Below are 21,710 nucleotides of genomic sequence, written 5' to 3'. Positions count from 1 at the left end.
TAAAATTGTACCTTTGTACTTCCAGTGGAAATGTCCGCCAAAGAGAGATGACCCCTGCGATCATCACAAGAGAGTCCACCGTATGCGCATGCCAAAAGGGGGAAACCCGATTGAGCGGTCTCCCCTTTTGCCTTATCCGTGACTCTACTTGTTTATCTGGAACTCCCCAAGCGTGGTTTCCAAATCATTTATTAATTGTGTGAGCTGCTCCGTATATTGGGCAAGTTCAATGGATGAAGCAGCTTGTTCCTCCATAGATGAGGCAATTTCTTCTGATGAAGCCGTTGTTTGCTGGGAAACAGCGGTGATTTCTTCAATCACTTGAACGACCGTTTCTTTTTGCTGATTGATGCTTTCGATCGATCTTGTTTCTTCTTGAATGGAATTGGAAATCCTCCCGACCGAGTCCTCCAGCTCTTTCATGGCCTCACTTACTGTAATCACGGCATTCTTTTGATCCTTGCTGATTTGGTTCGTTTCATTGGTCGTTTTCAAAAGTTCCTCCGTGTCAGAAAGAATGCTCTGGATGATATCCTGAATGTTTTTAGTAGCCTCTTTCGAATCATCCGCCAAGCTTCGCACTTCATTGGCCACGACCGCAAATCCTTTGCCAGATTCACCGGCGCGTGCCGCCTCTATCGATGCATTCAAGGATAACAAATTGGTTTGCTCCGATATTTTCGAAATCGCATTCGTAACATCGGAAATGGTTTTCGATTTCTCCACAAGCCTTAAGCTCATGTCGGTGACTGCCGTAAACGCCAGCTCCAATTTTTGATAAGAAGTTTCCAGGCTGCCAACCTGTTGTTTCCCTGATTCGATTTTTTCTGATGCGAGCTCCAATACGGATTGGGTCTCCCTGGATTGTTTGGACAATCCATCGATTTCATCACTTAATACCTGGATGGTGCCCGCTCCATGCTCGACTTGCTCAGATTGATTGGATGCACCCGATGCAATCTCGTCTATCGCGCGTGAAACATCCGTAATCGCCGAGCTATTCTCTGCAGCTATTTGGCTTAGTCCTGCATTGGCATTCGTCACCGATTCGGCATTGCCGTTCACCTTGGCAACCAATCCCCTTAATTTCGCGAGCATCGAGTTATAGCTTTTGCTCAAATCCCCGATCTCATCATTCGAGGTAAAGGCAAATTCGGTTACTAAATCACCATTCGCCGTCTTTTCGATTACCTTCTTGAAGTCGGCCATGATCTTCGTTAACTTTCCTGCTAAATAAAGGGCACATAAAGTCCCGAATAACAATCCTAATACTATCGATATCAAGACGATGTTTTTCATATCATCCAACTTGGATTGGAGGATCTTATCCGGAGTAAACCCCAATACTTTCCAGTTTACTCCTGGTACTTCACTCACTTCACCAGTAAACTCCTCATCTCCCAGGGTCAAAGGTTGATTGGCTGTCGTTTCTCCATTATACATGTCCGCCACCCACTTGAATTCCGAATCGAAGCGGTCGGTGTCCGAAACGAAATCCTCAACGCCCTCTTCCATCCCGCTTTTTTCAGGATTCATATTCTTACCGTCCATGTCCTTCATGAAGGAGCTTACGATAAACCCTTGCGAGTCCAAGATGATCAGACTGCTAGTGGAATCTTTTTCGATATTGGACCTCATTTTCCCGATGGTCGAGAGGTCAATATCATAACCAAGGGCCCCGACCATTTTTCCGTCCACTAAAACCGGTGTGACAACGGAAGTCATGATCGTTCCTGAAGTCGTATCCTTATACACATCCATCCATTTCGTTTCCGGCCTTTCCGTCAGCTGCGTATAAGTTTTGGTCTCCCGCGCATCCTGATTGAACTCCATTACGGGTGAAGCGTTCAGGGAACCATCCTTCCCATCCATATAATAAACCGAAATCAAATCCTCATTATTTGTCTGGAATGCTTCTACAGTCTTGCGGATATCCTTGATCGAATCACCGCTTCTAACTTGATTGGAGATTAATTGAGATAATTGCTCTAGCGAATTTTCATAGGTAGCCATGCTCAGATTGATTTGTGTCGCAGCATTTTGTGCCGAACTTTTGTTGAGGGATATACTATCTTCTTTAAAAATGGACGTTACCTTTACCCCCATAATCGAAACGGCTACGACTATCGCAAGAAAAACGGATAAACAAATGAATAGTAACCACTTTACCCGGATTGATATCCTTCTCTTTACTTTTTCCTTCTTGCCACCCCGTGAACTTCCCATTAACATTTTCCTCCTAATTCTTTCACGTGAAAACACAGATGCCATCTATGCACAAAATGGTTCATACCTTATTCTCCATGACTTACTTTATTTTTCCACATAAACATACTATATACCTATTTTAAGATTGTCAATTACCAATTTTGTTGAATCCGATGGGTCCAAAGGTTCGAGTCGCATTAAAAATACCATTTAGACCGTGTAAATTAACAGAAAACATGCATTTCTCGCCCAATCACCCTTTTTTCCAAGGTTTTTTCGAGTCAATCAATTTTCCATAAATTACATGATTTTCATGACCATCATCCTTCCAATCTGTGAGTCAGCCTTGCTCCATGTAAGAAGAAACGGATTAAACCCGCGATAACCTTTCCGCCTCGTTCCATATACAAAAAAAACACAGGCCAGCTGCCTGTGTTTCGTACCCATCTTTATGTATTTCCATGACTTCTATCCGTCGATCCGTTTGACGGCAATGATATATTCCTCATGCCACTTTTCCCATGCATCCATCGGAAAGTCAATCGCACGCCCATCCAATACTTCCCCTAGCATGTCGAGACACACATGCCAGCCTGCCAAATCCTTTGATGTATGATTACTGAGCGTACTGATGGATTCCGTCAAAATCAGCGCGCATCCGCCCTTTTCAGGAGATGATTCGAAACGAACCCAGCCATCGCCCCATTCAAACTCTAAAACGGCACGTTCCCGAAAATCCCTTATCTTCATATCAAAGGATTTCCCTGACCCATCATTGAAATGGAATTGAATGTTTCCGTCTTTTCGAAGATCCTTTATTTCCAGATTGCTCATCCATTTCTCCAGCTTATCATTCTCCGTTAAAGCATCCCATACCTTTTCCACTGAATGATTGTACTGGCGATCGAATCTAGCGATAATCCCGTTCCCTTCTTTTTCGATGACAGCTTGCATCTAGATCACCCCAATCATTTTTTTCATATTCCGATACATTATCAAGGGAATATACACATTATTGGAAGAATCCCCTCCCATGTATACAGGATAAATACAGTCTTTTCCATGAGTGAACGTCCTATGCCACTTCGTTTACAACCAGTCCCGATCGTTCATGTTGCCGTTTTGCTTTAAACATCCATGCAACTGTACGCGCCCGCCTACCTCACCCTGTAATTTTAGTTTCACAACCTCCAGCAGGGATATTACCCATTCACCACCCCTGGCGTTTTGATAAAGAAGTGATATGAGCAAGATGATGGCGGCCATGCCACGCATACATGCCGATGTTCTCCCCGACCTTCACCTCTCCTGATTCAGGATGAAGGAATGTCCGGTTCAGATCTTCGGCGGAAAGGCCCGATAACAGCTTGTGCAAGCGGCCATGAACCGCCTCTAATAGAGTCAGCGATATATCAACCGGCATTTCATAGTCAGGCAACTCTGCCCAGCGTCCCTGTTCATAAGGTTTGATGACTGGATTTTCTTCTGTAAGAGCAAGCTTAAAACGGACATACGCATTCATATGACTATCTGCAACATGGTGCACGACTTGACGCACCGTCCACCCGCCCGGACGATAAGCCGTATCAAGCTGTTCATCATCCATGTTGCCTACAGCCTCCTTAAGCAGTCCAGGCAAAGCCCCAATCTCTCTGATCCAGCCATCGGCCATACTTGCGATTTCCCCCTCAAATCGAAATGTCCCAACCGGGTACTTCAACTCCATCTACATCGCTCCCTTTATGTTCATCAACCTATCTTATTACATTCTTTATCGCTCATGATAAATCCTCTGAATCGACGGCATTTATGCTTGCTCCTTCAAAGATTTCTCAGCAGGAATATTAATCCAAATCATTAAAGGTATACTATTTCCACTTTTAGCAACCATAAACAAATATATGATCGCGGTTATTTAAACACTTTACTCAACAATGGAAATGGGGATCAGAGCATTTTGAAGAAAATTAGTTCGATACAAGTTCTTAGTATTTTCTTTTTATCTATTGGCCTTCTTAATCATGTCATCTTGATCCCCTTCCTTCTTTCTGCCGGCGGAAGGGATGCTTGGTTTTTTGCCGCTCTTACTATCGGGTTGATCCCGATTTGGGTCTATCTCTTATCAAGGATAATCAAGAATATGAATAATGATACTCTGGCGGCTTGGCTTGAAAATAAATTCGGCAAACCGATTAAAAATATCGTTTTATTCTTCATCAAGATTTATCTGATAAGCCTGGTTTTGGCCACCACGAAGGAAACGATGGATTGGATCACGACAAGCTTCCTTTTTGAAACCCCTAGTTTGGCCATCATCCTTCCGTTTGCCCTGCTATGCATATTCATGGCCCACTCTGGCTTGCGTTCCATTGCCATCAGTTCTTCAGTATTATTGCCGATCGTCGTAATTCTTGGCCTGTTCGTTGCGACGGGAAATATTCCGAAAAAAGATTATAGCCACCTTCTTCCCCTTTTTGAAAATGGGTATTTTCACGGCACTAGAGCCTTTCTTTACTCATCGTACGGCTTTGCTGAACTGATTTTACTTGCTTTTTTCCAGGAAAAACTTACCGATACACTTAGCCGCAAGGGATTGGCCCTTTTATGCCTTGGCATGTTGTTCCTGCTTCTTGGCCCGCTGACTGCAGCTATTGCGGAATTCGGACCGATCTTAGCCGAAGCGATGAGATACCCCGCCTATGAACAGTGGCGCTTGCTGACAATTGGGAAATATATCGAACATACCGATTTCTTTTCCATTTATCAATGGCTTGCCGGTGCTTATATCCGTGTTTCTTTGGCGTTGTTCCTTATAACGGAGACCTTTAAAGGAAAATCGAACAATATGAAGCTCGGAATCCTTTTCGCCATCGGCTTTCTCATGGTGATCATCTCCATCGTGCCCTTCAGTAATTTCAAGTTCCTGCATATCAGTCAAAACTATTATTACCCTGGCACCTTTTATTTCCTTTTACTTTTGACCGCCTTTTTGTTTATCGGCACATTCATCCATTCGAAGGAGGGGAAAAAGCATGAGAATGAAACGATCCAAAAATGAACCGGAACTGCCTGAATTGAAGGAGGAAACATTTCGCAAGTTGTTCTGCAAGAGTTCAGACATCCTCTTTGACACGATTTATATCGGGGAAACCGAAAATCCCATTCCTGCCCTTATCTTTTATTGCACGAGCATGGTCGATATCAGTTTATTGAATGAGGGGATATTGGAAAAACTGAACAAAATGATGGCGTTGGATGAGAAAATCGATGCCGAGGCAACCATTAACAAGCTGAACCCGTTGGTGGATTTGACGAAGGTAACCATCGATGATGAATTCACTAGTGTACAACAGTCGATTTTCTCCGGTTATGCTTTGTTGTTCATCCCTTCCACCCAGAAGGTGTATTCGATGAATTTGTCCAATGTCCCGAACAGGCAGCCTGAGGAATCCTCCTTCGAGGTTTCAGTACGGGGGCCAAGAGATGGGTTTGTCGAAGATTTAAGCATAAATACAGCCTTGGTCAGAAAGCGTTTAAAAACAAAATCACTCGCCTACGAGGATTTTATCGTAGGCAGGCGAAGTCAAACGAAAGTAGCGCTGATGTACATGGATGACATCGTCAATAAAGATCTTATCGCCAATATTAGAGCCAGGATGAACTCGATCGATATTGATATATTGGTCAGCAGCCAGCAATTGGAGGAAATGATCTCAAACAGTAAATTCAGCATATTCCCACTCACTCATTATACGAGCCGTCCCGATTTTGTAGTCGAGGCCATCAATCAAGGAAGGTTCATCCTGATCGTTGACGGGATGCCCACGGTCATTGTCGCTCCTTCTACTTTATTATTGCAAATTAAGACAGCTGAAGATTCGAATCTTCCTTATTTATATGTAAGCCTTGAACGACTTCTTCGTTTTCTGGGACTGGGCATTACCATTTTATTGCCTGGATTCTGGATATCGATATCCGCTTTCAATATCGAACAGGTGCCGTTTCCTTTACTTGCGACCATAACCCTTTCAAGACTCGGGCTTCCGTTGTCTGCGACGATGGAGTTCATTCTCATGCTCATTTTATTCGAGTTATTCCGTGAATCCGGAGTGAGATTGCCTAAAGCCGTCGGCCAAACCGTCGCAGTGGTCGGCGGGCTCATCGTCGGTGATGCCGCAATCCGGGCAGGGCTGACCTCCCAAACGATGCTAGTGGTAACAGCTGTTACATCTGTCGCGTCTTATACCCTTGTCAATCAATCATTAACTGGAGCCGTCACCATCTTACGCATGTTCGTCCTGGCACTCAGCTGCATTTATGGAATCTACGGCTGCATCATCGGCTTCCTGTCCATCGTCACTTTATTATCGAGGCTCGATTCATTCGGTGTTTCCTATCTTGGCGGACTAAATCCCCCAAGATTGACGAAGGTCCTGGATTCCTTCATAAAGAGGCCATGGAATTCAATGGCCAAGCGATCCCTAGGTGCCAAAGATAAAACAAGGAAGGGGCAATAAGGACATGTTCCGCATCACTAAAATTTTGTTGACCATTCCCTTATTCCTGTTACTTTCCGGTTGCTGGGACGAAAAAACGATCCAGGATTTCCACTATACAACAGCGATCGGCATCGATTTCAAAGATGGGGAATATATCGTTTATGCGCAGCTTGTGGACTTCGCTGCCGTAGCTAAAACGGAAGCGAAACCGACGCAAAACCCTCCTGTATATGTAGGAAAGGAAAAAGGCCGTTCCATTTCGACGGCCATGAACCAACTGATGCACAATACACAGCAAGCCCTTTATATGGGGCATGTTTCCACCTTTGTGCTCAGTGAAAATGTACTGAAACAGCAAAGCACCGAAATAGTCGATTATATTTATAGGAACCAACTGCTTAGATACTCAGCCAATATTTTCGCCACGAAAAGTTCCATGGATGAGCTTTTTTCCATCAATGGCTATTTTAATTTGTCACCTTTGTACACGACTTTATATCTTCCGGAAGATATCTATCGTAATCGCTCATTCATTAAACCCATTACCGTTCAAAAATATTATTCCAATCAACGTGAAAAAGCATCGACGACCATTTTGCCTTCCATTAGCTGGAACAATAAGGTGTGGAAAGAAAAAGGGACTAAACGCAAAAGCCTTTATATGGATGGAGCCTTTGTCATTTTCTTCAAAGTGTCACAGCCCTGGTTTTCTGAACAAGAATTGAGCGGCGTCCGCTGGCTAACTAAAAGAACCAACAAGGCACCCGTAAATATTAGCTTCAACAAGGAAGATATCTATGCGTCCTTCTCCCATCCCTATCATAAAGTAAAACCAGTTTTCAAGAACGGAAAGTTTAAATACGATATCGAGGTTGTCGTGCCAGGCAAAATACTCGGACTCGATACCCAAATGGATATGAATAAAATAAAACGGAAATTTGAAAGCCAAATTAAAAAAGAAATTCAATCGACCTTTGAAGCAGGACTCAAAAAGAATGCAGATCCACTAAGCCTAGGCAAAATCCTCTATATCAAAGAAACCAAATACTGGCAGGAAAATGATATTAAAGAACCGAAGGATTACCTGGATCCCCATTCAATCCATGCGATCAACGTCAAAGTCCATATCAAGAACACAGGCGGCTTGGAAGCTAAACCTTTAAGATGATGGCGCAATGCTTCATTCGCACAATATGTAACTACTGAATACAAGCCCCGTGCACCACATTTCGAGTTAATGGCCAAACACAATGGAAAACCTTCAAAAAAACGAGCAACACGCGTAAAGAAGTCATGAATACGTTTCATTACGCACGAAGAAATGGTAAATTATGAGTATTCTAATCATTTGGAGGTATCCTATATGAATATCCAGAGAGCTACATTGGACCAGCTCGAATCTCTGACGGGTCTTTTTGATGCATACAGAGTGTTTTATGAGCAGGTGTCTGATTTTGTTTCGGCAAGGAATTTTTTGGGTGAAAGGCTGGCGAATGGAGATTCTGTCGTGTTCATGGCCAGTGAAGAGGAGGATGCTGTAGGGTTTGTACAACTGTATCCTTCCTTTTCATCAGTAAGCATGAGGCATTCATGGATCTTGAACGACTTATTCGTGAAGGATTCAGCGCGCAAAAAGGGATATGGCGAGGAGTTATTGAAGGCGGCGATCGCTTTCGCACGGGAATCAGGCGCAAAAGGGATTACACTCGAGACAGGCAAGGATAATGTGGAGGCACAAAGCCTTTACGAAAAAATAGGATTCGCTCGCGAAACGAATTATTTTTATCATTTCTCCATCGTCCAATAAAAAAAGAGCAGGGAAATGTTATTTCCCTGCTCTTGGATGCCTTTTAGCTTTATTTAGCAGTTTCGAGGCTAGCTTGAATTTCCTTGATTAGAAGTTCAGCACCTTCAGCGCTTAGGATCAATTTTCCGTCAGCTAGTTTCATATTGTCATCGGATGTTTCACCTGTTACCTGACAAGTCATGTTTGGCTTATATTTTTGAAGGATTATACGATCTTGTTCGACATAGATCTCCAAAGCGTCTTTCTCTTTAATTCCTAATGTACGGCGCAGTTCAATCGGAATGACTACCCGTCCTAATTCGTCAACTTTACGTACAATACCTGTAGATTTCATGATTATTTACCCCACTCATTTTCTTGCGAATGTTGCATCTATGTATTTCGTCAGCATTCGACATTATTTGCACTTCTATAAAGATACCACTCCCTACCATATCCGTCAATTCTCGCATCTTCGGATATTATCTACCTTTATATGATTTTTTCAGCTTAAACGGATCTGAACCCCGTCGTGTCAGCGTTTATCCTCCTTCCTTATAGAATATACTGGCAAATCAAACGCAAACATGATAGCGCTTCCTTTCCGTGCCGACAAAACGTTCATGTCGAACGATGAAGGATGATTTTACAAATCTAGCAGAATCCTGTTGATTTTCCCTCACTTTTGAAGGACAATTTATATTGGTTGATTATCTATTCAGAAAATTTCTTTAAGTCCTTCCCACTGCGAATATGTTCGTACCATCATAACGAAAGCCGAAACGATTGCCATTCTTTCAGGGGCTTGGCTAATTATTGGCTCATAAAACAGATGGAGGTGAGTCCATTGCGTCCGATTATATTAGGGATTTGTTCAGCTTTCTTCTTTGCCTTTACGTTCGTTTTGAATCAGGCGATGGAATTGTCTGGCGGGAGTTGGATTTGGAGTGCTTCGCTGCGATATATTTTCATGGTGCCCTTTCTATTGTGTATCGTTTTAAGCAGGAAAAACCTGCTTCCCCTATTGCGTGTGATGAGAGAACGGCCGGGAACTTGGCTGCTTTGGAGTTTTGTGGGCTTCGGGTTATTTTATGCCCCCTTATGCTTTGCCTCCGCCTACTCACCGGGTTGGCTGATTGCCGGAACTTGGCAAATCACGATCATTTCGGGAGCTTTACTGGCCCCGCTCTTTTTTGAAAATATCGAAACAAAAGATGGGCTTGAAAGGAAAAGAGGGAAGATTTCCGTAAAGGGGCTCTTCATGTCGATGATCATCCTGCTCGGTATCATCCTGATGCAACTGGAGCATACGAAGCATATTTCCATGGCTAACCTCTGGTTAGGCGTGATTCCAATCATCATCGCTGGATTCGCCTATCCTTTGGGGAATCGTAAAATGATGGAAGTGTCAGAAGGGAGGCTGGATGCCTATCAAAGGGTATTAGGCATGACGTTGGCAAGTCTGCCGTTTTGGTTCCTGCTTTCCATTTACGGATTCATGACAGTAGGCGCCCCGACGAAGATGCAGAGCTTTCAATCCCTTTTGGTAGCCTTGTTTTCCGGCGTTATTGCGACCGTCCTTTTTTTCAAGGCGACCGATATGGCACGCGGAAATATGCAGAAATTAGCTTCCGTGGAAGCCACTCAATCGATGGAAGTGCTATTTGCCCTGGCTGGCGAATTACTATTCCTTGCTTTAGCGATTCCTTCCCTTTTATCGTGGTTCGGCATCTTCATCGTGATCATCGGAATGATCCTGCATAGCTATGTATCACATAAAAATGAAGGGCCAGCCCGAAAACGGACAGTCAATGCCTGATTGGTGCTTTGCATCATGAAGCGCTACTTGATTTTGTCATGATTTTTCTCTTGAGTATGTTTCAAAAGTATGTATAATGTAAGGTAATTGCATACGTCAAATGTTTTCTAGGGTTCCGCAGCACGTCTAATGGCTGGCCTGGTCCGAGAGAAAACTCACAGCTTGCTGTGTCACGGAAGGATAAAAGCCTGGGAGATACTGTTTAACAGTCATCTCTTTGGCTTTTTTGTTTTTTGGTAAAGAATAATGATATTGGAGGTGTTGGTGTCATGCATATCAACTGGATTAAAGTATTCATTGCAGCTTTTTTTGAGGTTTTTTGGGTGGTTGGCTTAAAACATGCGGATGGTTTTTGGACTTGGACCGGAACCGTCATTTCCATCATCATCAGTTTTTATTTGATGATCATGGCTGGACGGAAGCTTCCCGTCGGAACGGTATATGCCGTTTTTGTAGGGATGGGGACCGCCGGGACCGTTTTATCTGAAATCATCTTCTTTGGAGAATCATTCAAGTTAAGCAAAACGCTATTGATCCTCCTATTATTAGGAGGGGTAATCGGTTTAAAGGTAGTGACCGATGATAAAGCTGCAAAAGGGGAGGAATCATGATGGCTTGGATTTCTTTAATCTTAGCGGGTCTATGTGAAATGTTTGGTGTTGCGATGATCAATAAATTGCATAAAGACCGGAATTGGCAATCCTTGACGCTGTTATTCGCCGGATTCGGTGCAAGTTTCCTATTTCTTGCTTATGCCATGCAAACATTGCCGATGGGAACGGCCTATGCGATATGGACTGGAATCGGCGCATCTGGCGGAGCGATAATCGGGATGCTCCTATATGGTGAATCGAAAGATTGGCGGAGAATCGTGTTCATAGCGATGGTGCTATGTGCAGCTGTCGGCTTGAAACTCGTTTCCTAGTTTAGAAAAAAAGGCCGCCCATTTGCAGGCGGCCTAACAGGAAGGGCTATGACGGTGGCTGAAACAGCTTCCCCCCTTCCTATATCATCAAAATTTCCCGAATGTCCTCTTCCGTAAGTGCGGATGATGACTTCTCTCCAGGGTCGATGATTTCCTCGATCAGATGTCTCTTCTTCTCTTGAAGCTCATTCATTTTCTCTTCGATGGTGCCCCGGGCAACAAGTTTGATGACTTGGACCACGTTTTCCTGCCCCATTCGGTGGGCCCTGTCGGCAGCCTGCTCCTCAACGGCCGGATTCCACCAAAGGTCATAAAGAATGACCGTGTCGGCACCGGTCAAATTGAGCCCAGTCCCTCCAGCTTTCAAAGAAATGAGGAATATATCCCGTTCTCCTGAGTTAAATCGATTGCAGACATCCACACGTTCCTTCGATGGTGTTTGCCCATCCAAATAGAAGTAGTCTTGTCCCTGCCTCGCTAAATCCCTGCCGATCATTTGAAGCATCTTCGTAAATTGCGAGAAAATCAGCACCCGTCTTCCTGAAAGCTTCGATTCCTCGATGATTTGCATAAGCTGTTCATACTTTGCCGAGCTGCCTGTATACCCGTCCACGAACAAGGCGGGGTGACAGCAAATCTGCCGAAGCCTGGTCAAGCCAGCGAGAATCCTGATCCGGTTTTTGCGGAAGGTATCCTTGTCGAGATGCTTGAGCGTGTCAGCTTTAAGCTTCGCCAGATAGGCACCGTATAATTTCTTTTGATCTGGAAGCAGCTCCATCGATTTCTGCGACTCGATTTTTTCCGGAAGCTCCCCCAGTACATCCTCTTTCATCCTCCGCAGCAGAAAAGGCTGGATCCTCCGGGAGATCTTCTTCCTGGAGAGGTTGCTATATTCCTTTAACCCCATGAACAGCTCGGGAAAGACAACATGAAATAGTGACCAGAGCTCTTCAAGCGAATTCTCGATCGGCGTGCCCGTCAGCGCAAAACGATGTCCGGCCTTTATCTTCTTGGCCGCCCGGGCCGTTTGTGTCCCTGGGTTCTTGAACGCCTGTGCTTCATCAAAGAACACCGTATGGAAGTCCTGTTTTTCAAACCATAAAATATCCCTCCGCAGCAGCGGATACGAGGTGATCACGACATCCATGTCCATCGCTTCCCTCAATAGCTTTGTCCGCTCCAGCTTGTGCCCATCGACGATGACAGCTTGGATATCCGGAGCGAATTTTACGAATTCAGCCAGCCAATTATAGGTTAAGGATGAGGGGCAGACAATGAGGGCCGGGCGCTTTTCCTTACGAATGTCGGGCAGCTCCGATACGATGAACGCTATGCTTTGCAGGGTTTTCCCGAGTCCCATATCATCTGCAAGAATCCCTCCGAATCCGTATCCGGCGAGTATTTTCATCCATTTGTAGCCGTGTTTTTGATAATCACGCAATATCGGCTCCAGGCTCATTGGCACTGGGAACTCCAATTCATCCGGATTCTTGATGTTTTCCAGGAACTTACGGAATGATTCCTCGAACGTGAATGTGCCGCTGTCGTTCACGGAATCCAGAAGCCGAAGCCCTGTTACGATTGGCATGTTCAGACTGCCTTCCAGATCTTGATCCTGCACGGGAAGTGCCTTCAGGAAACGTTGGATTTCCTCGAACTCCCTCGTCTCTAGGGAAAGCAGCGATCCACTCCTTAAGCGGTAATACTTCCGCTTTTCTTCAAGCGCTGCCAACACCTCCCGTATTTGCTTATCGGGGATCGCGTCCATTTCAAATTTGAATTCCAGCCAATCCGTTCGTTCCTTCTTGATTTTCACCCTGATGCGCGGTGCCGAATTCCCCCGCGATATTCGGTTTCTTATCGCTGTCGTGGCATAGATTTGGACCAAATTTTGGAGTTTCGGGACGATATGGTATAAAAACTCGTACTCCAACTCTTCATTATGCAGAAAGTAACCACCGTCCGTCTTGGCGAATCGGCCATCCTCCATACGCGTAAGTATCTCCGCCTCCTTTTTTGCATCTCTTATGAGCATCGCAGGTACTTTGGATTCATCCAAGGGGTTGATCACGATATTTTCATAATGGAATTCCAAACCGGCAAGCAGCCTGTTTTTCACTCGATCCAGATATAGCTTTGCCACAAGCGGTGCCGTCATAAACCGTTCACTGATGGACCTTGCAATCTGGACTTCCCCGAGCCTTTTCAAGCCCGGCACGACTTTGTCGAAGAATAATTCCAGTTGATCATGATGGATGGGAATTCGATCCATCCCTGAATCTTCAAGCATTTGCTTCAAGTCCGATAGGCGTTGGCAATCTTCGGATTCGAGCTGGACGAGACTTCCATCAAAAAGAACCGTTTTATATGCATCCATGACGATCATCTCATTCAGGCCGTTAATATCCAGTCGATATCCTTCACCCTCGCTTTGGTTAAAATGAAAACGCAAAGGTAGCGACTCGCATGAAATCAGCAGACCTTGAAACGTTTTGCCGCCATGAGCGAGCTTCACCCACGGTACACTGGCAAGGAAAGGGAGGAGCCTGGTAAAGGAAGATGGAGGCAGAAGCAATAAGTGATCGTCCATCTTGTATTCCGATTCATCCGCTAGGGCGTCTGCATAGACTTTTTCATCCGATAGCACGGTAATGAGCTGCTGCAGGACTGCGTCCGTTTCACGCTGAAAACAATGAAGCTCAGGGTCATACAGAAATGACGGGGAGAGCAAGGCAGGTTCCCCTTCTTTTACTCGCTTCAGGAAATCCCGGACATCCGCTACATGAACCTTACCGATTTCCAGTTCCATTCCGAGCATATATTGCCTCTTGCCCATCAATATTGGCTTCAGCGTAAACTCGGCTTCAAGCATCTGCCGGTTTTCGAAGTGGAGCTGATGCCCGCTTTTTCGTACAGTCTGGCTATTGAACAGCGTCAGTAACCCCTCGGACAGCCTTGACGCATCTACCTGGGCTGTGTCTGCCCCTTCAGGGACCGTTCCTTGGCGCTGATGATCGTAAACCGACAGCAGTACGGCTGCAATATGCTGGCAATCCTTTGCGAAGGAAGCGAGTGTAGGGCAGGTGCATGTCGATTTTATTCCGCCGGCGGCATCCGCTGCAACGGAAACATGAAAGATTTCCTTTCCAGCGACAATTGCTTCACAGCCATCGGGGCGGTAGCTTTCAAAAGTCACTTTATTCGTCCGCTGGAAGGCCCCCCTCTTTTGAAGGAAACTGTCCCACACATGTCTTTTATGATTTTTTGATTTAATTTGATATCCAAAATGGCAGACCTCCTTGCTGAGGATTTCTATGTAACCATCCTATATGAAAGATAAGCCCATTTCATCATCATACTATGAAATGGATGAACGGGGTGGTAAAAAAGCAAAAAGACAAACCCCTCATTCAAACCAAGATTTGAAATGGAGTTCATCTATCATGCCATACTGGCTAGGTAAGCGTTCATTGCTGGCCTTTGGATTTGTTATCCTTCTCTTTTTTTCGATAAATGAAACTAAACAATAAGATGACAAGAAGCACCATGAACAGAATCAATTCCGCACGGTCCTTTACCAAAAATGGATTGAAGGCATGCTTAATGGAATTATCCAAATCGAATCCTAATAGAATATCCATCCCTAATGAGAAGAGCACCAAGGGAACCAGCAACATTAGCGTAATACCGAAGAATTTCATTTATTATCCACTCCACCTTCCAGCTCCGCAGTATGTTGCTGGTGCTTGTTTGTTTTTCTCCGATTCTTGAAAAAAGCTATGATCAGGAGCAGCAGCGGAATGATCACCTGAAACGGGAGGTGGATGTAAATCGGCACGGCCTCGAGACCTTCATGAATATGTTCCGTATAGCTGCTTGCTATCACGATCGATACCAGCAATATGACGATGCCGACCGGATAGGCAAGCCGCGATGATTGCTTTACATTGAACACATTGGCCGTTCCCAATACCGCTACATAGGTGAAAACAGTTATTTTGATGAATCCGCCAATCATCAGCTTCAACAAAAAATATACATCGAGACGTTCCAAAAAGCCAGCGACCTCGATGGATTGAATCAGGGTCAGCAGCGGATATTGGGAGCGTAATGTAAGGTCGACTCCCAGCACCGCAATATTCAATGCCATTGTGAAAGAAAGGAAGATCCCACTTGCTGCCAAGCCAGCGACTCCAATTTTTTTCAATCGCTGAGGCTCGTTCAAATAAGGGAAAATCATCAAAAAGACAATGAGTTCGCCAAAAGGAAAGAAAATCGTTTTGGAAAAGGCCATCTTGCCCATCTCGACGACACTGATTTCAAGAACTGGCTTGAGGTTGTTCATATGGATCATGCCTGAAACGATGATCAGAATAAAGAAAGTAATGTAAAGCAAATTCTCGAGGACGAAGAATAGTTCCCCTGTCCTTGCCAGTACCTCCACTCCTTTACGGACGGTATATATCACAACTAAAATGAAGGCGGCATTGGCAAAAAATAGCGGAACGTGCGGATAGGCAAAGGTAAGCAGAGTCTCGCCGAAATCCCTCAAAACTCTTGCCGCAAGATACATGAAATAAAGGATATAAAGAAAAGCCACGATCCTTCCGAAAAAATTGCCCAATATGCTCCTTACAAATTCAGTAAGAATCTGATCTGGGTAGTAGCGGAACAGGGCATAATAAACGAAAAACAATAAAATGCCGCCGATTGTCGCAATGAGGATGACCAGCCAGGCACCCTGTTTGGCTTCACCTGCAAGGGGAACCAAAAGTGCACTGCCCATTTCAAACAAGAAAATAAGGACGAACAGCTGGTAGCCGCTGATTTTTGCCTTTTCCATGTGGTTGGCACTTCCTTTCCATTATTGGTCGCCCTTTTTAATATCCGAAAGAAACGGCTTGTTCCGTAATCCTGTGCGGCGGATAAATGACTCAACCTGTATCTCTGCTTCCAGCTTAGGAAAAGACACATCATCCCAATTCTTTTCATGCTTCTTCCAATATCCTGGATGGGACTCATGAATCAGTTCCCCAAAGCCAAAAATGTCCGATTTATTTTTTTGGGCGATTGCGATCGCATTCTCCATTTCTTTCTTTAAATCCTTCGCCAGCTCCTTTTCGATATCTATTAGTTCGTGCGGACTCACAAGATCAAGCGGAACATTCACTTCGCGGATATCGCCTTCAGCACGGACCGTAATATGCATTTTAGGTTTGCCATTTTTCATTCTTGGCTCGATATTGGTTTTTTGGCGAAGCACTTGATAGGTGACTGCGCCTTTTTTGCCTCCCCAATCAATGTTAACATTCGTATTCACGATCCTATCCATCACCCACATTGTTCCGATTGCCTCTTTACCATCCAGCCAATCAACCAATTTGCCATCCTTAAAAACACCTATCCCGACGGCATTTGGATTAGCGGCGATACTGGAGGATTGGGTATTCTCCATCTTATTCTCCTTACCGGTATTCCCCCTCACTGTAAATCCGCTGATTAACGGCTCTTTACCGGAGCTGACGAGATTCTTGATTACCTCTTGCAAATTGACGTTAATGCTTCCGCCCTGCTGCTTTTCCGTCGATTCAATCGTTTTGATGACTTTTTCAGACGATAACTTATCGATCGCCGTCAGCGTTTCGACGATATCTTTTGCTTTTACACCACGGGCAATGACGAGCCTCGTGGTGGCCCGGAATTCCGGGGAGCGCTCGAAGGCATCCAAAATCGAATTGATTCCCATTTCTTTTGCGACATCCTCACCTATGACCACCAGGTTTGCATGGGCAAAATACATGTCACGCGATATTTTGGTTGAAGCGATACTGTCCAATTGAAGCACATTATCCCCAGTGGCCCTATAAATGGAGATGGGGGGATTGGTCCCCCCTCCGCCCTGGAGTGAACCCGCCACATTGACCGGATTGATGATTTGAAACGTTCCCACTAGCTTTCCTTCTTTATTTTTATCGATTCCGACGGCAGAGACGATCGACATTTCGTTCAACTCCGTTTTATCCCAACAGCCGGAGGTGAAGGTTGTGCCGATCAACATCAAGAGCAGAACGAGTCTTTTACGATTCATTTCCATCACCTTTTCCCTCGTCAGATGTTTTCATTCCACGTGATTCAGGAGGCAGAGGTCTTTGATTATCGCCTTCCCGTTTCAGGTTATCTTTGGAGCTTATCAACTTGGGCCTTTCCTTGAACGCCCACATCGGCCTTCTGAAGAATGTGTCGCCCAATCCTTGCGGGTTCAATGGCGCAAGCGGTGACATATACGGGACACCGAATGAACGCAGGCTGCATAAGTGGACGATGAGGACGATAAAGGCTAAGATCATGCCATAGAATCCGATTACGCCGGCACAGATGATAAATGCAAAACGCACCAACCGGGCAGAAATGGCAATGGAATAGGAAGGCGTTGCAAAGCTGGCAATCGCCGTGATCGAGACGATGATGACCATCGCCGGAGATACGATGCCGGCCTGTACGGCCGCCTGTCCGATGACCAGGGCACCGACAATGGACATTGTCCCTCCCACTGCCTTTGGCATCCGGAGGCTCGCTTCCCTCAGGATTTCAAAGGTTATCTCCATGAGAAGGGCTTCAATGACGGCGGGCAATGGCACCGTTTCCCTTTGCGCCGCGACGATGACGAGCAATTTCGTCGGGATCATTTCCTGATGGAATGTCGTGGCTGCCACATAGAGGGCAGGTCCCACGATTGAAATGATAAATACGATGATCCGTAAAAAACGTGTGGCTGATGCAATGTCAAAGCGATTATAGTAGTCTTCGACAGATTGGAAAAATTGGACGAATAGTGCAGGTGCCACGAGGACGAATGGAGTGCCGTTAACGAATATTGCGACCCTTCCCTCCAACAGGTTCCCCGCGACCATATCTGGCCTTTCCGTATGATTCATGGTGGGAAATGGGGTCATGACCTGATCCTCTATCAATTGTTCTATATATCCCGATTCAAGAATGCTATCGATATTGATTCGCTGGAGGCGTTTCTTGACCTCCACGACGATATCTTTTTTCGCAATTCCGTTTATATACATGATCGAAACATCCGTTTTGGTCACCGTACCGATTTTCATCGATTCGATCCATAAATCCGGACTGTTGATGATGCGGCGCAACATGGCGATGTTCGTTTCTATCGATTCCGTAAAGCCCTCCCGCGATCCCCTGACGGTCAAATGGGTGCTTGGTTCTTGGATGGAGCGCCGGTCTCCCCCTTTTGTACTGGCAACTAGCGCTGTGTTTATCCCATCAACAAAAATGATGCTATCACCTGATAATAACGCCAAAAACAGTTTTTCCCAGTCATTGACGGTCGCTACACCACCGAGGGAAACCACGTCCTCGGTGATTATGTCCAACGCTTTTTGCGGAAGTATTTTCTCTGCCAGATGAGGGTTCTTCATCATCGATTCAATTAAAAAATCCGTAACACTAGGATTATCGATCAGACCCTGGACGTACACAATCGTCGTTTTTATTTCAGGGCTTTGGCTGATTTTCAACGTTCTGATAATGATATCCGGACTGTTTCCCGTTCTTTGCTTCACGATTTCCATATTGGCAGAAAGGGAGCTTTGGATATAATCAGCCGTTTTCGATTGTTTGTCCTCTTCCTTTTTCGTATCATGCTGCTTACCTTGTCTTTTTTGTTTGAAAAAAGAAACCATTGCACCGACCCTCATTCCTTTTTCGTTTCACTCATTTTGTCCAAAGGGTATACCCTTTATTCTGTGTTTCCCTTCTTCCTCAGTTCATTTCAACCAGAATCGAAGACAAAAGAAAAAGACCGCCAAATCGACAGTCTTTGAGGTTTATTCGGTTTTGTTGGAATTGGATGGCCCAATCATCCAATTATTTCACTTTGCCTTTATTTCTCTTGAAAATCCAGACTATGAAAAGAATCAAAAGCATTGCCAATACGGCATACACGATGTTTGAATAAATGTCCATGTATCCGACGATATCTTCCCACGAAGATCCAACAGCCGCCCCGATATTCACTAAAATGATGTTCCAAATTAACGTTCCGGATGTTGTATATAGCAGGAATAGCCAAAAGTTCATATGCGACATGCCTGCCGGCAGCGAGATCAAACTCCTGATCAACGGAACGAGCCTGCAGAAGAATACGGTCCATGCACCGTACTTTTCAAACCATGCGTTCGCCTTGTGGACGTCAGATACCGTTAACCGGAAAATATGCCCCCACCTTTCGACGAACCTTTCAATTATTTTCACATCAAGAATCGAACCAATCCAATAAAGGATGACCGCTCCTGCCACCGATCCAAAGGTCGACGCGATCACGACGCCAAGGATCGTCATATTCGCTGTCGTTGTCATGAAACCGCCAAACGTCAGAATGACCTCCGATGGGATGGGCGGAAAAATATTTTCCAACGCTATCAAAAGAAAGATGCCTATATAACCAAAATCATTCATGAATTCCGTAATCCAGTTTTCCATACCTAACGCCCCTAACTGTATTGAATCTCCCAAAAGCATGTATCACCTACATTTGCTTATCGTTTTTGTCCTGCCGGCGGTCCTGATACCTCTGGAAGAACCAAATCGACGTCGCAATCCAAAAACCGCCTGCCAAATAACCCGCTATTATATCACTAGGATAATGGACTCCCAAGTATATCCGACTTATCCCTATCGTGAGGATCATCGATGTACTCAACACGATCAAGAGAATCCTTCCCCACTTAACCTTGATGTGCCGCCACAACAAAAAGGTGAGAATCCCGTACAATGACATGGCATTCATCGCATGCCCGCTTGGAAAGCTATAGCCTCCTATTTCGATGAGGCGATGTAAATCGGGCCTTGTCCGTTGAAAGCAAAGCTTAACCATTGCATTGAGGATCGGAGACCCAGCCATGACGGCAATGAACAACACTAACTCCACACGATGCTTCAAACCTTTATATAGAAAAATTAAAATGAACAAGGATAGAACGATTATGGAACCGGTGGAACCTATGTATGTAAAGACCTTCATGATACCTGTAAGTAGCGGCGACTCCCATCCCTGTATAAAGGAAATCACTTCACTGTCAAAATGCAAGTAATCATTGGCACTTACGGCAATGGCCATGAAGCTGAACCCGAGTAAAGCAAACACACTCACTAAAAAGGCAATCGTCAATTGCAGCTTTAATTTCATAATAACATCCTTTCACATTTTGATGCTCGCTTCTTCCTATCGACTTTCACCATTCTTCAGCTTAAAAAAATGACTCCAGCATGTCAATATGAGACTACGCATGCCGAGATAGAAAACATTCTACTTTTCATACTACTCTATCCATCACAGGCACCTCAACTTAAGGGTACTTTAGATTAAAGGATTCGATCAATTTAGCATCTTTTCACCTCATTCGAAGCTAAACGACCACAAATTTCAGAAAGTGAATGGAGGCATTGCAGCGGAAAAAAGATTGTTATTCCTGATGAAATGAAAAAATCCCTTATGCAAGTCGATGCATAAGGGATTTCAGACTGTAGACAAACTCGATGAAAATCGAGTTTGTCTATTTTTATGGCCTGTACAATTTAGACGTTGATTTCCACTCCAGGCACTCGCTTTCCGCGGGCGGTCGGGGAGCCTCCTCGGCTTTGCCTGCGGGGTCTCCCCTAGACGCGCTTTTCCCGCAGGAGTCTCGTACCTTCCGTTCCAATCAACTTTGTCGTACCTTTTAGATAGAACACTTTTGACTGGAGTCATTTTTGTTTTAAAATTGAAGGATTAAAACTTGAGGTGATGAGGATGCTTTCTAAACATGATTCTATTCAGCGAGATCAACTTGAAATGATTACTTTAGATCAACTGGTGCCACCGAACCATTTGGTTCGTAAAATGGAGGCTGCCATTGACTTCACTTTCATTTATGACTTGGTGAAAGATATGTACTCAGAGGTAGGACGCCCAAGTATTGATCCAGTTATTTTAGTTAAACTGACTTTCATTCAATATACCTTCGGTATTCGTTCCATGCGTAAAACGATTGAAGAAGTTGAAACCAATATGGCTTATCGTTGGTTCTTAGGCTATGGTTTCCATGATAAAGTACCTCATTTCTCTACGTTCGGAAAAAATTATGAGCGACGCTTTAAAGATACAGACCTGTTTGAACAGATTTTCTGTCGCATTTTAATGACAGCTGCTAATAAAAAGTTAATAAGTGTAGAACACGTTTTCGTGGATTCCACACATGTGAAAGCCAGTGCGAATAAACGGAAATTTGAAAAGAAAATCGTTCGTAAAGAAACACGAGCGTATCAAGGACGTCTTCAAGAAGAAATCAATCAAGATCGTGAAAACCATGGAAAGAAGCCTTTTCCACCAGATAAATTTGATAAGGAAGAAACCAAAGCAATTAAAGAAAGTACTACGGATCCTGAGAGTGGCTACTATGTGAAAGG

At 44.6% G+C, this 21,710-nt stretch carries 18 protein-coding genes, 1 pseudogene and 1 riboswitch; of the genes and pseudogenes, 8 read left to right on the top strand and 11 right to left on the bottom strand.

The features are described 5' to 3' along the window. Positions 1-144 precede the first annotated feature (144 nt). From AS888_RS15085 to AS888_RS15075, 3 genes are all read right to left on the bottom strand, one after another. Positions 145-2,226: a methyl-accepting chemotaxis protein gene (locus AS888_RS15085; RefSeq protein WP_061142964.1), complete on the bottom strand. Its 2,082-nt coding sequence runs from the start codon at positions 2,224-2,226 to the stop codon at positions 145-147. 450 nt (positions 2,227-2,676) lie between these two features. Continuing rightward, complete coding sequence (locus tag AS888_RS15080) at positions 2,677-3,162, bottom strand: SRPBCC family protein (RefSeq protein ID WP_061142963.1); 486 nt, start codon at positions 3,160-3,162, stop codon at positions 2,677-2,679. 256 nt (positions 3,163-3,418) lie between these two features. Next, on the bottom strand, positions 3,419-3,934 hold the full coding sequence (locus tag AS888_RS15075; RefSeq protein ID WP_061142962.1) for a YfiT family bacillithiol transferase: 516 nt from the start codon (positions 3,932-3,934) through the stop codon (positions 3,419-3,421). Between the two features lie 231 nt (positions 3,935-4,165). Between AS888_RS15075 and AS888_RS15070 the strand changes: the two genes are divergently transcribed. The 4 genes from AS888_RS15070 to AS888_RS15055 all read left to right on the top strand — a co-directional run bounded on the left by AS888_RS15070 (position 4,166) and on the right by AS888_RS15055 (position 8,514). Continuing rightward, positions 4,166-5,266, top strand: a complete 1,101-nt coding sequence (locus AS888_RS15070; protein WP_061142961.1) for an endospore germination permease — start codon at positions 4,166-4,168, stop codon at positions 5,264-5,266. Continuing rightward, positions 5,241-6,725, top strand: coding sequence for a spore germination protein (locus tag AS888_RS15065; protein ID WP_061142960.1), 1,485 nt, complete (start codon positions 5,241-5,243; stop codon positions 6,723-6,725). Before AS888_RS15070 ends, AS888_RS15065 begins: the two co-directional genes overlap by 26 nt. Then, positions 6,694-7,875: a Ger(x)C family spore germination protein gene (locus AS888_RS15060; RefSeq protein WP_155645507.1), complete on the top strand. Its 1,182-nt coding sequence runs from the start codon at positions 6,694-6,696 to the stop codon at positions 7,873-7,875. The genes AS888_RS15065 and AS888_RS15060 overlap by 32 nt, the downstream gene beginning before the upstream one ends. A 195-nt stretch (positions 7,876-8,070) precedes the next feature. Further along, complete coding sequence (locus tag AS888_RS15055; protein WP_061142958.1) at positions 8,071-8,514, top strand: GNAT family N-acetyltransferase; 444 nt, start codon at positions 8,071-8,073, stop codon at positions 8,512-8,514. Positions 8,515-8,563: 49 nt separating this feature from the next. Here the strand turns inward: AS888_RS15055 and AS888_RS15050 are convergent, their stop codons facing one another. Beyond that, positions 8,564-8,854, bottom strand: coding sequence for an AbrB/MazE/SpoVT family DNA-binding domain-containing protein (locus AS888_RS15050; protein ID WP_198512575.1), 291 nt, complete (start codon positions 8,852-8,854; stop codon positions 8,564-8,566). 486 nt (positions 8,855-9,340) lie between these two features. Between AS888_RS15050 and AS888_RS15045 the strand changes: the two genes are divergently transcribed. From AS888_RS15045 to AS888_RS15035, 3 genes are all read left to right on the top strand, one after another. Continuing rightward, on the top strand, positions 9,341-10,312 hold the full coding sequence (locus tag AS888_RS15045; RefSeq protein ID WP_061142956.1) for a DMT family transporter: 972 nt from the start codon (positions 9,341-9,343) through the stop codon (positions 10,310-10,312). A gap of 96 nt (positions 10,313-10,408) precedes the next feature. Continuing rightward, positions 10,409-10,509, top strand: a riboswitch (guanidine-I (ykkC/yxkD leader). Between the two features lie 72 nt (positions 10,510-10,581). Next, entirely contained in the window at positions 10,582-10,923 is a 342-nt protein-coding gene (locus tag AS888_RS15040; RefSeq protein WP_061142955.1) for a DMT family transporter, read from the top strand. After that, positions 10,923-11,237 (top strand): DMT family transporter, encoded by a 315-nt coding sequence (locus AS888_RS15035; protein ID WP_061142954.1) that lies wholly within the window; start codon positions 10,923-10,925, stop codon positions 11,235-11,237. The genes AS888_RS15040 and AS888_RS15035 overlap by 1 nt, the downstream gene beginning before the upstream one ends. Before the next feature lie 79 nt (positions 11,238-11,316). On the opposite strand, the pseudogene AS888_RS15030 reads toward AS888_RS15035, so the two are convergent. The 7 genes and pseudogenes from AS888_RS15030 to AS888_RS15000 form a co-directional block, all read right to left on the bottom strand. After that, a pseudogene (locus AS888_RS15030) lies at positions 11,317-14,522 on the bottom strand (DEAD/DEAH box helicase). 182 nt (positions 14,523-14,704) lie between these two features. Then, a complete protein-coding gene (locus tag AS888_RS15025; RefSeq protein WP_061142953.1) occupies positions 14,705-14,938 on the bottom strand; it encodes a YczF family membrane protein in 234 nt (77 codons plus the stop codon). Further along, positions 14,935-16,080 (bottom strand): GerAB/ArcD/ProY family transporter, encoded by a 1,146-nt coding sequence (locus tag AS888_RS15020; protein ID WP_061142952.1) that lies wholly within the window; start codon positions 16,078-16,080, stop codon positions 14,935-14,937. Before AS888_RS15020 ends, AS888_RS15025 begins: the two co-directional genes overlap by 4 nt. 21 nt (positions 16,081-16,101) lie before the next feature. Beyond that, entirely contained in the window at positions 16,102-17,325 is a 1,224-nt protein-coding gene (locus AS888_RS15015; protein ID WP_061143017.1) for a Ger(x)C family spore germination protein, read from the bottom strand. Then, entirely contained in the window at positions 17,315-18,946 is a 1,632-nt protein-coding gene (locus AS888_RS15010) for a spore germination protein (RefSeq protein ID WP_061142951.1), read from the bottom strand. The genes AS888_RS15015 and AS888_RS15010 overlap by 11 nt, the downstream gene beginning before the upstream one ends. Before the next feature lie 184 nt (positions 18,947-19,130). Further along, positions 19,131-19,745 (bottom strand): DedA family protein, encoded by a 615-nt coding sequence (locus AS888_RS15005; RefSeq protein WP_061142950.1) that lies wholly within the window; start codon positions 19,743-19,745, stop codon positions 19,131-19,133. Between the two features lie 46 nt (positions 19,746-19,791). Further along, on the bottom strand, positions 19,792-20,451 hold the full coding sequence (locus tag AS888_RS15000) for a phosphatase PAP2 family protein (protein WP_061142949.1): 660 nt from the start codon (positions 20,449-20,451) through the stop codon (positions 19,792-19,794). Positions 20,452-21,054: 603 nt separating this feature from the next. Here AS888_RS15000 and AS888_RS14995 point away from each other — a divergent pair. Continuing rightward, a partial coding sequence (locus AS888_RS14995) for a transposase (protein WP_185113107.1) occupies positions 21,055-21,710 on the top strand: 656 nt, incomplete at its 3' end.

Origin of the sequence: Peribacillus simplex (assembly GCF_001542915.1) — a bacterium.
GTDB classification, from domain to species: Bacteria; Bacillota; Bacilli; order Bacillales; family DSM-1321; genus Peribacillus; species Peribacillus simplex_B.
The sequence above is the reverse complement of the archived record's forward strand: the minus strand, read 5'-3'. Positions and strand labels throughout refer to the sequence as shown.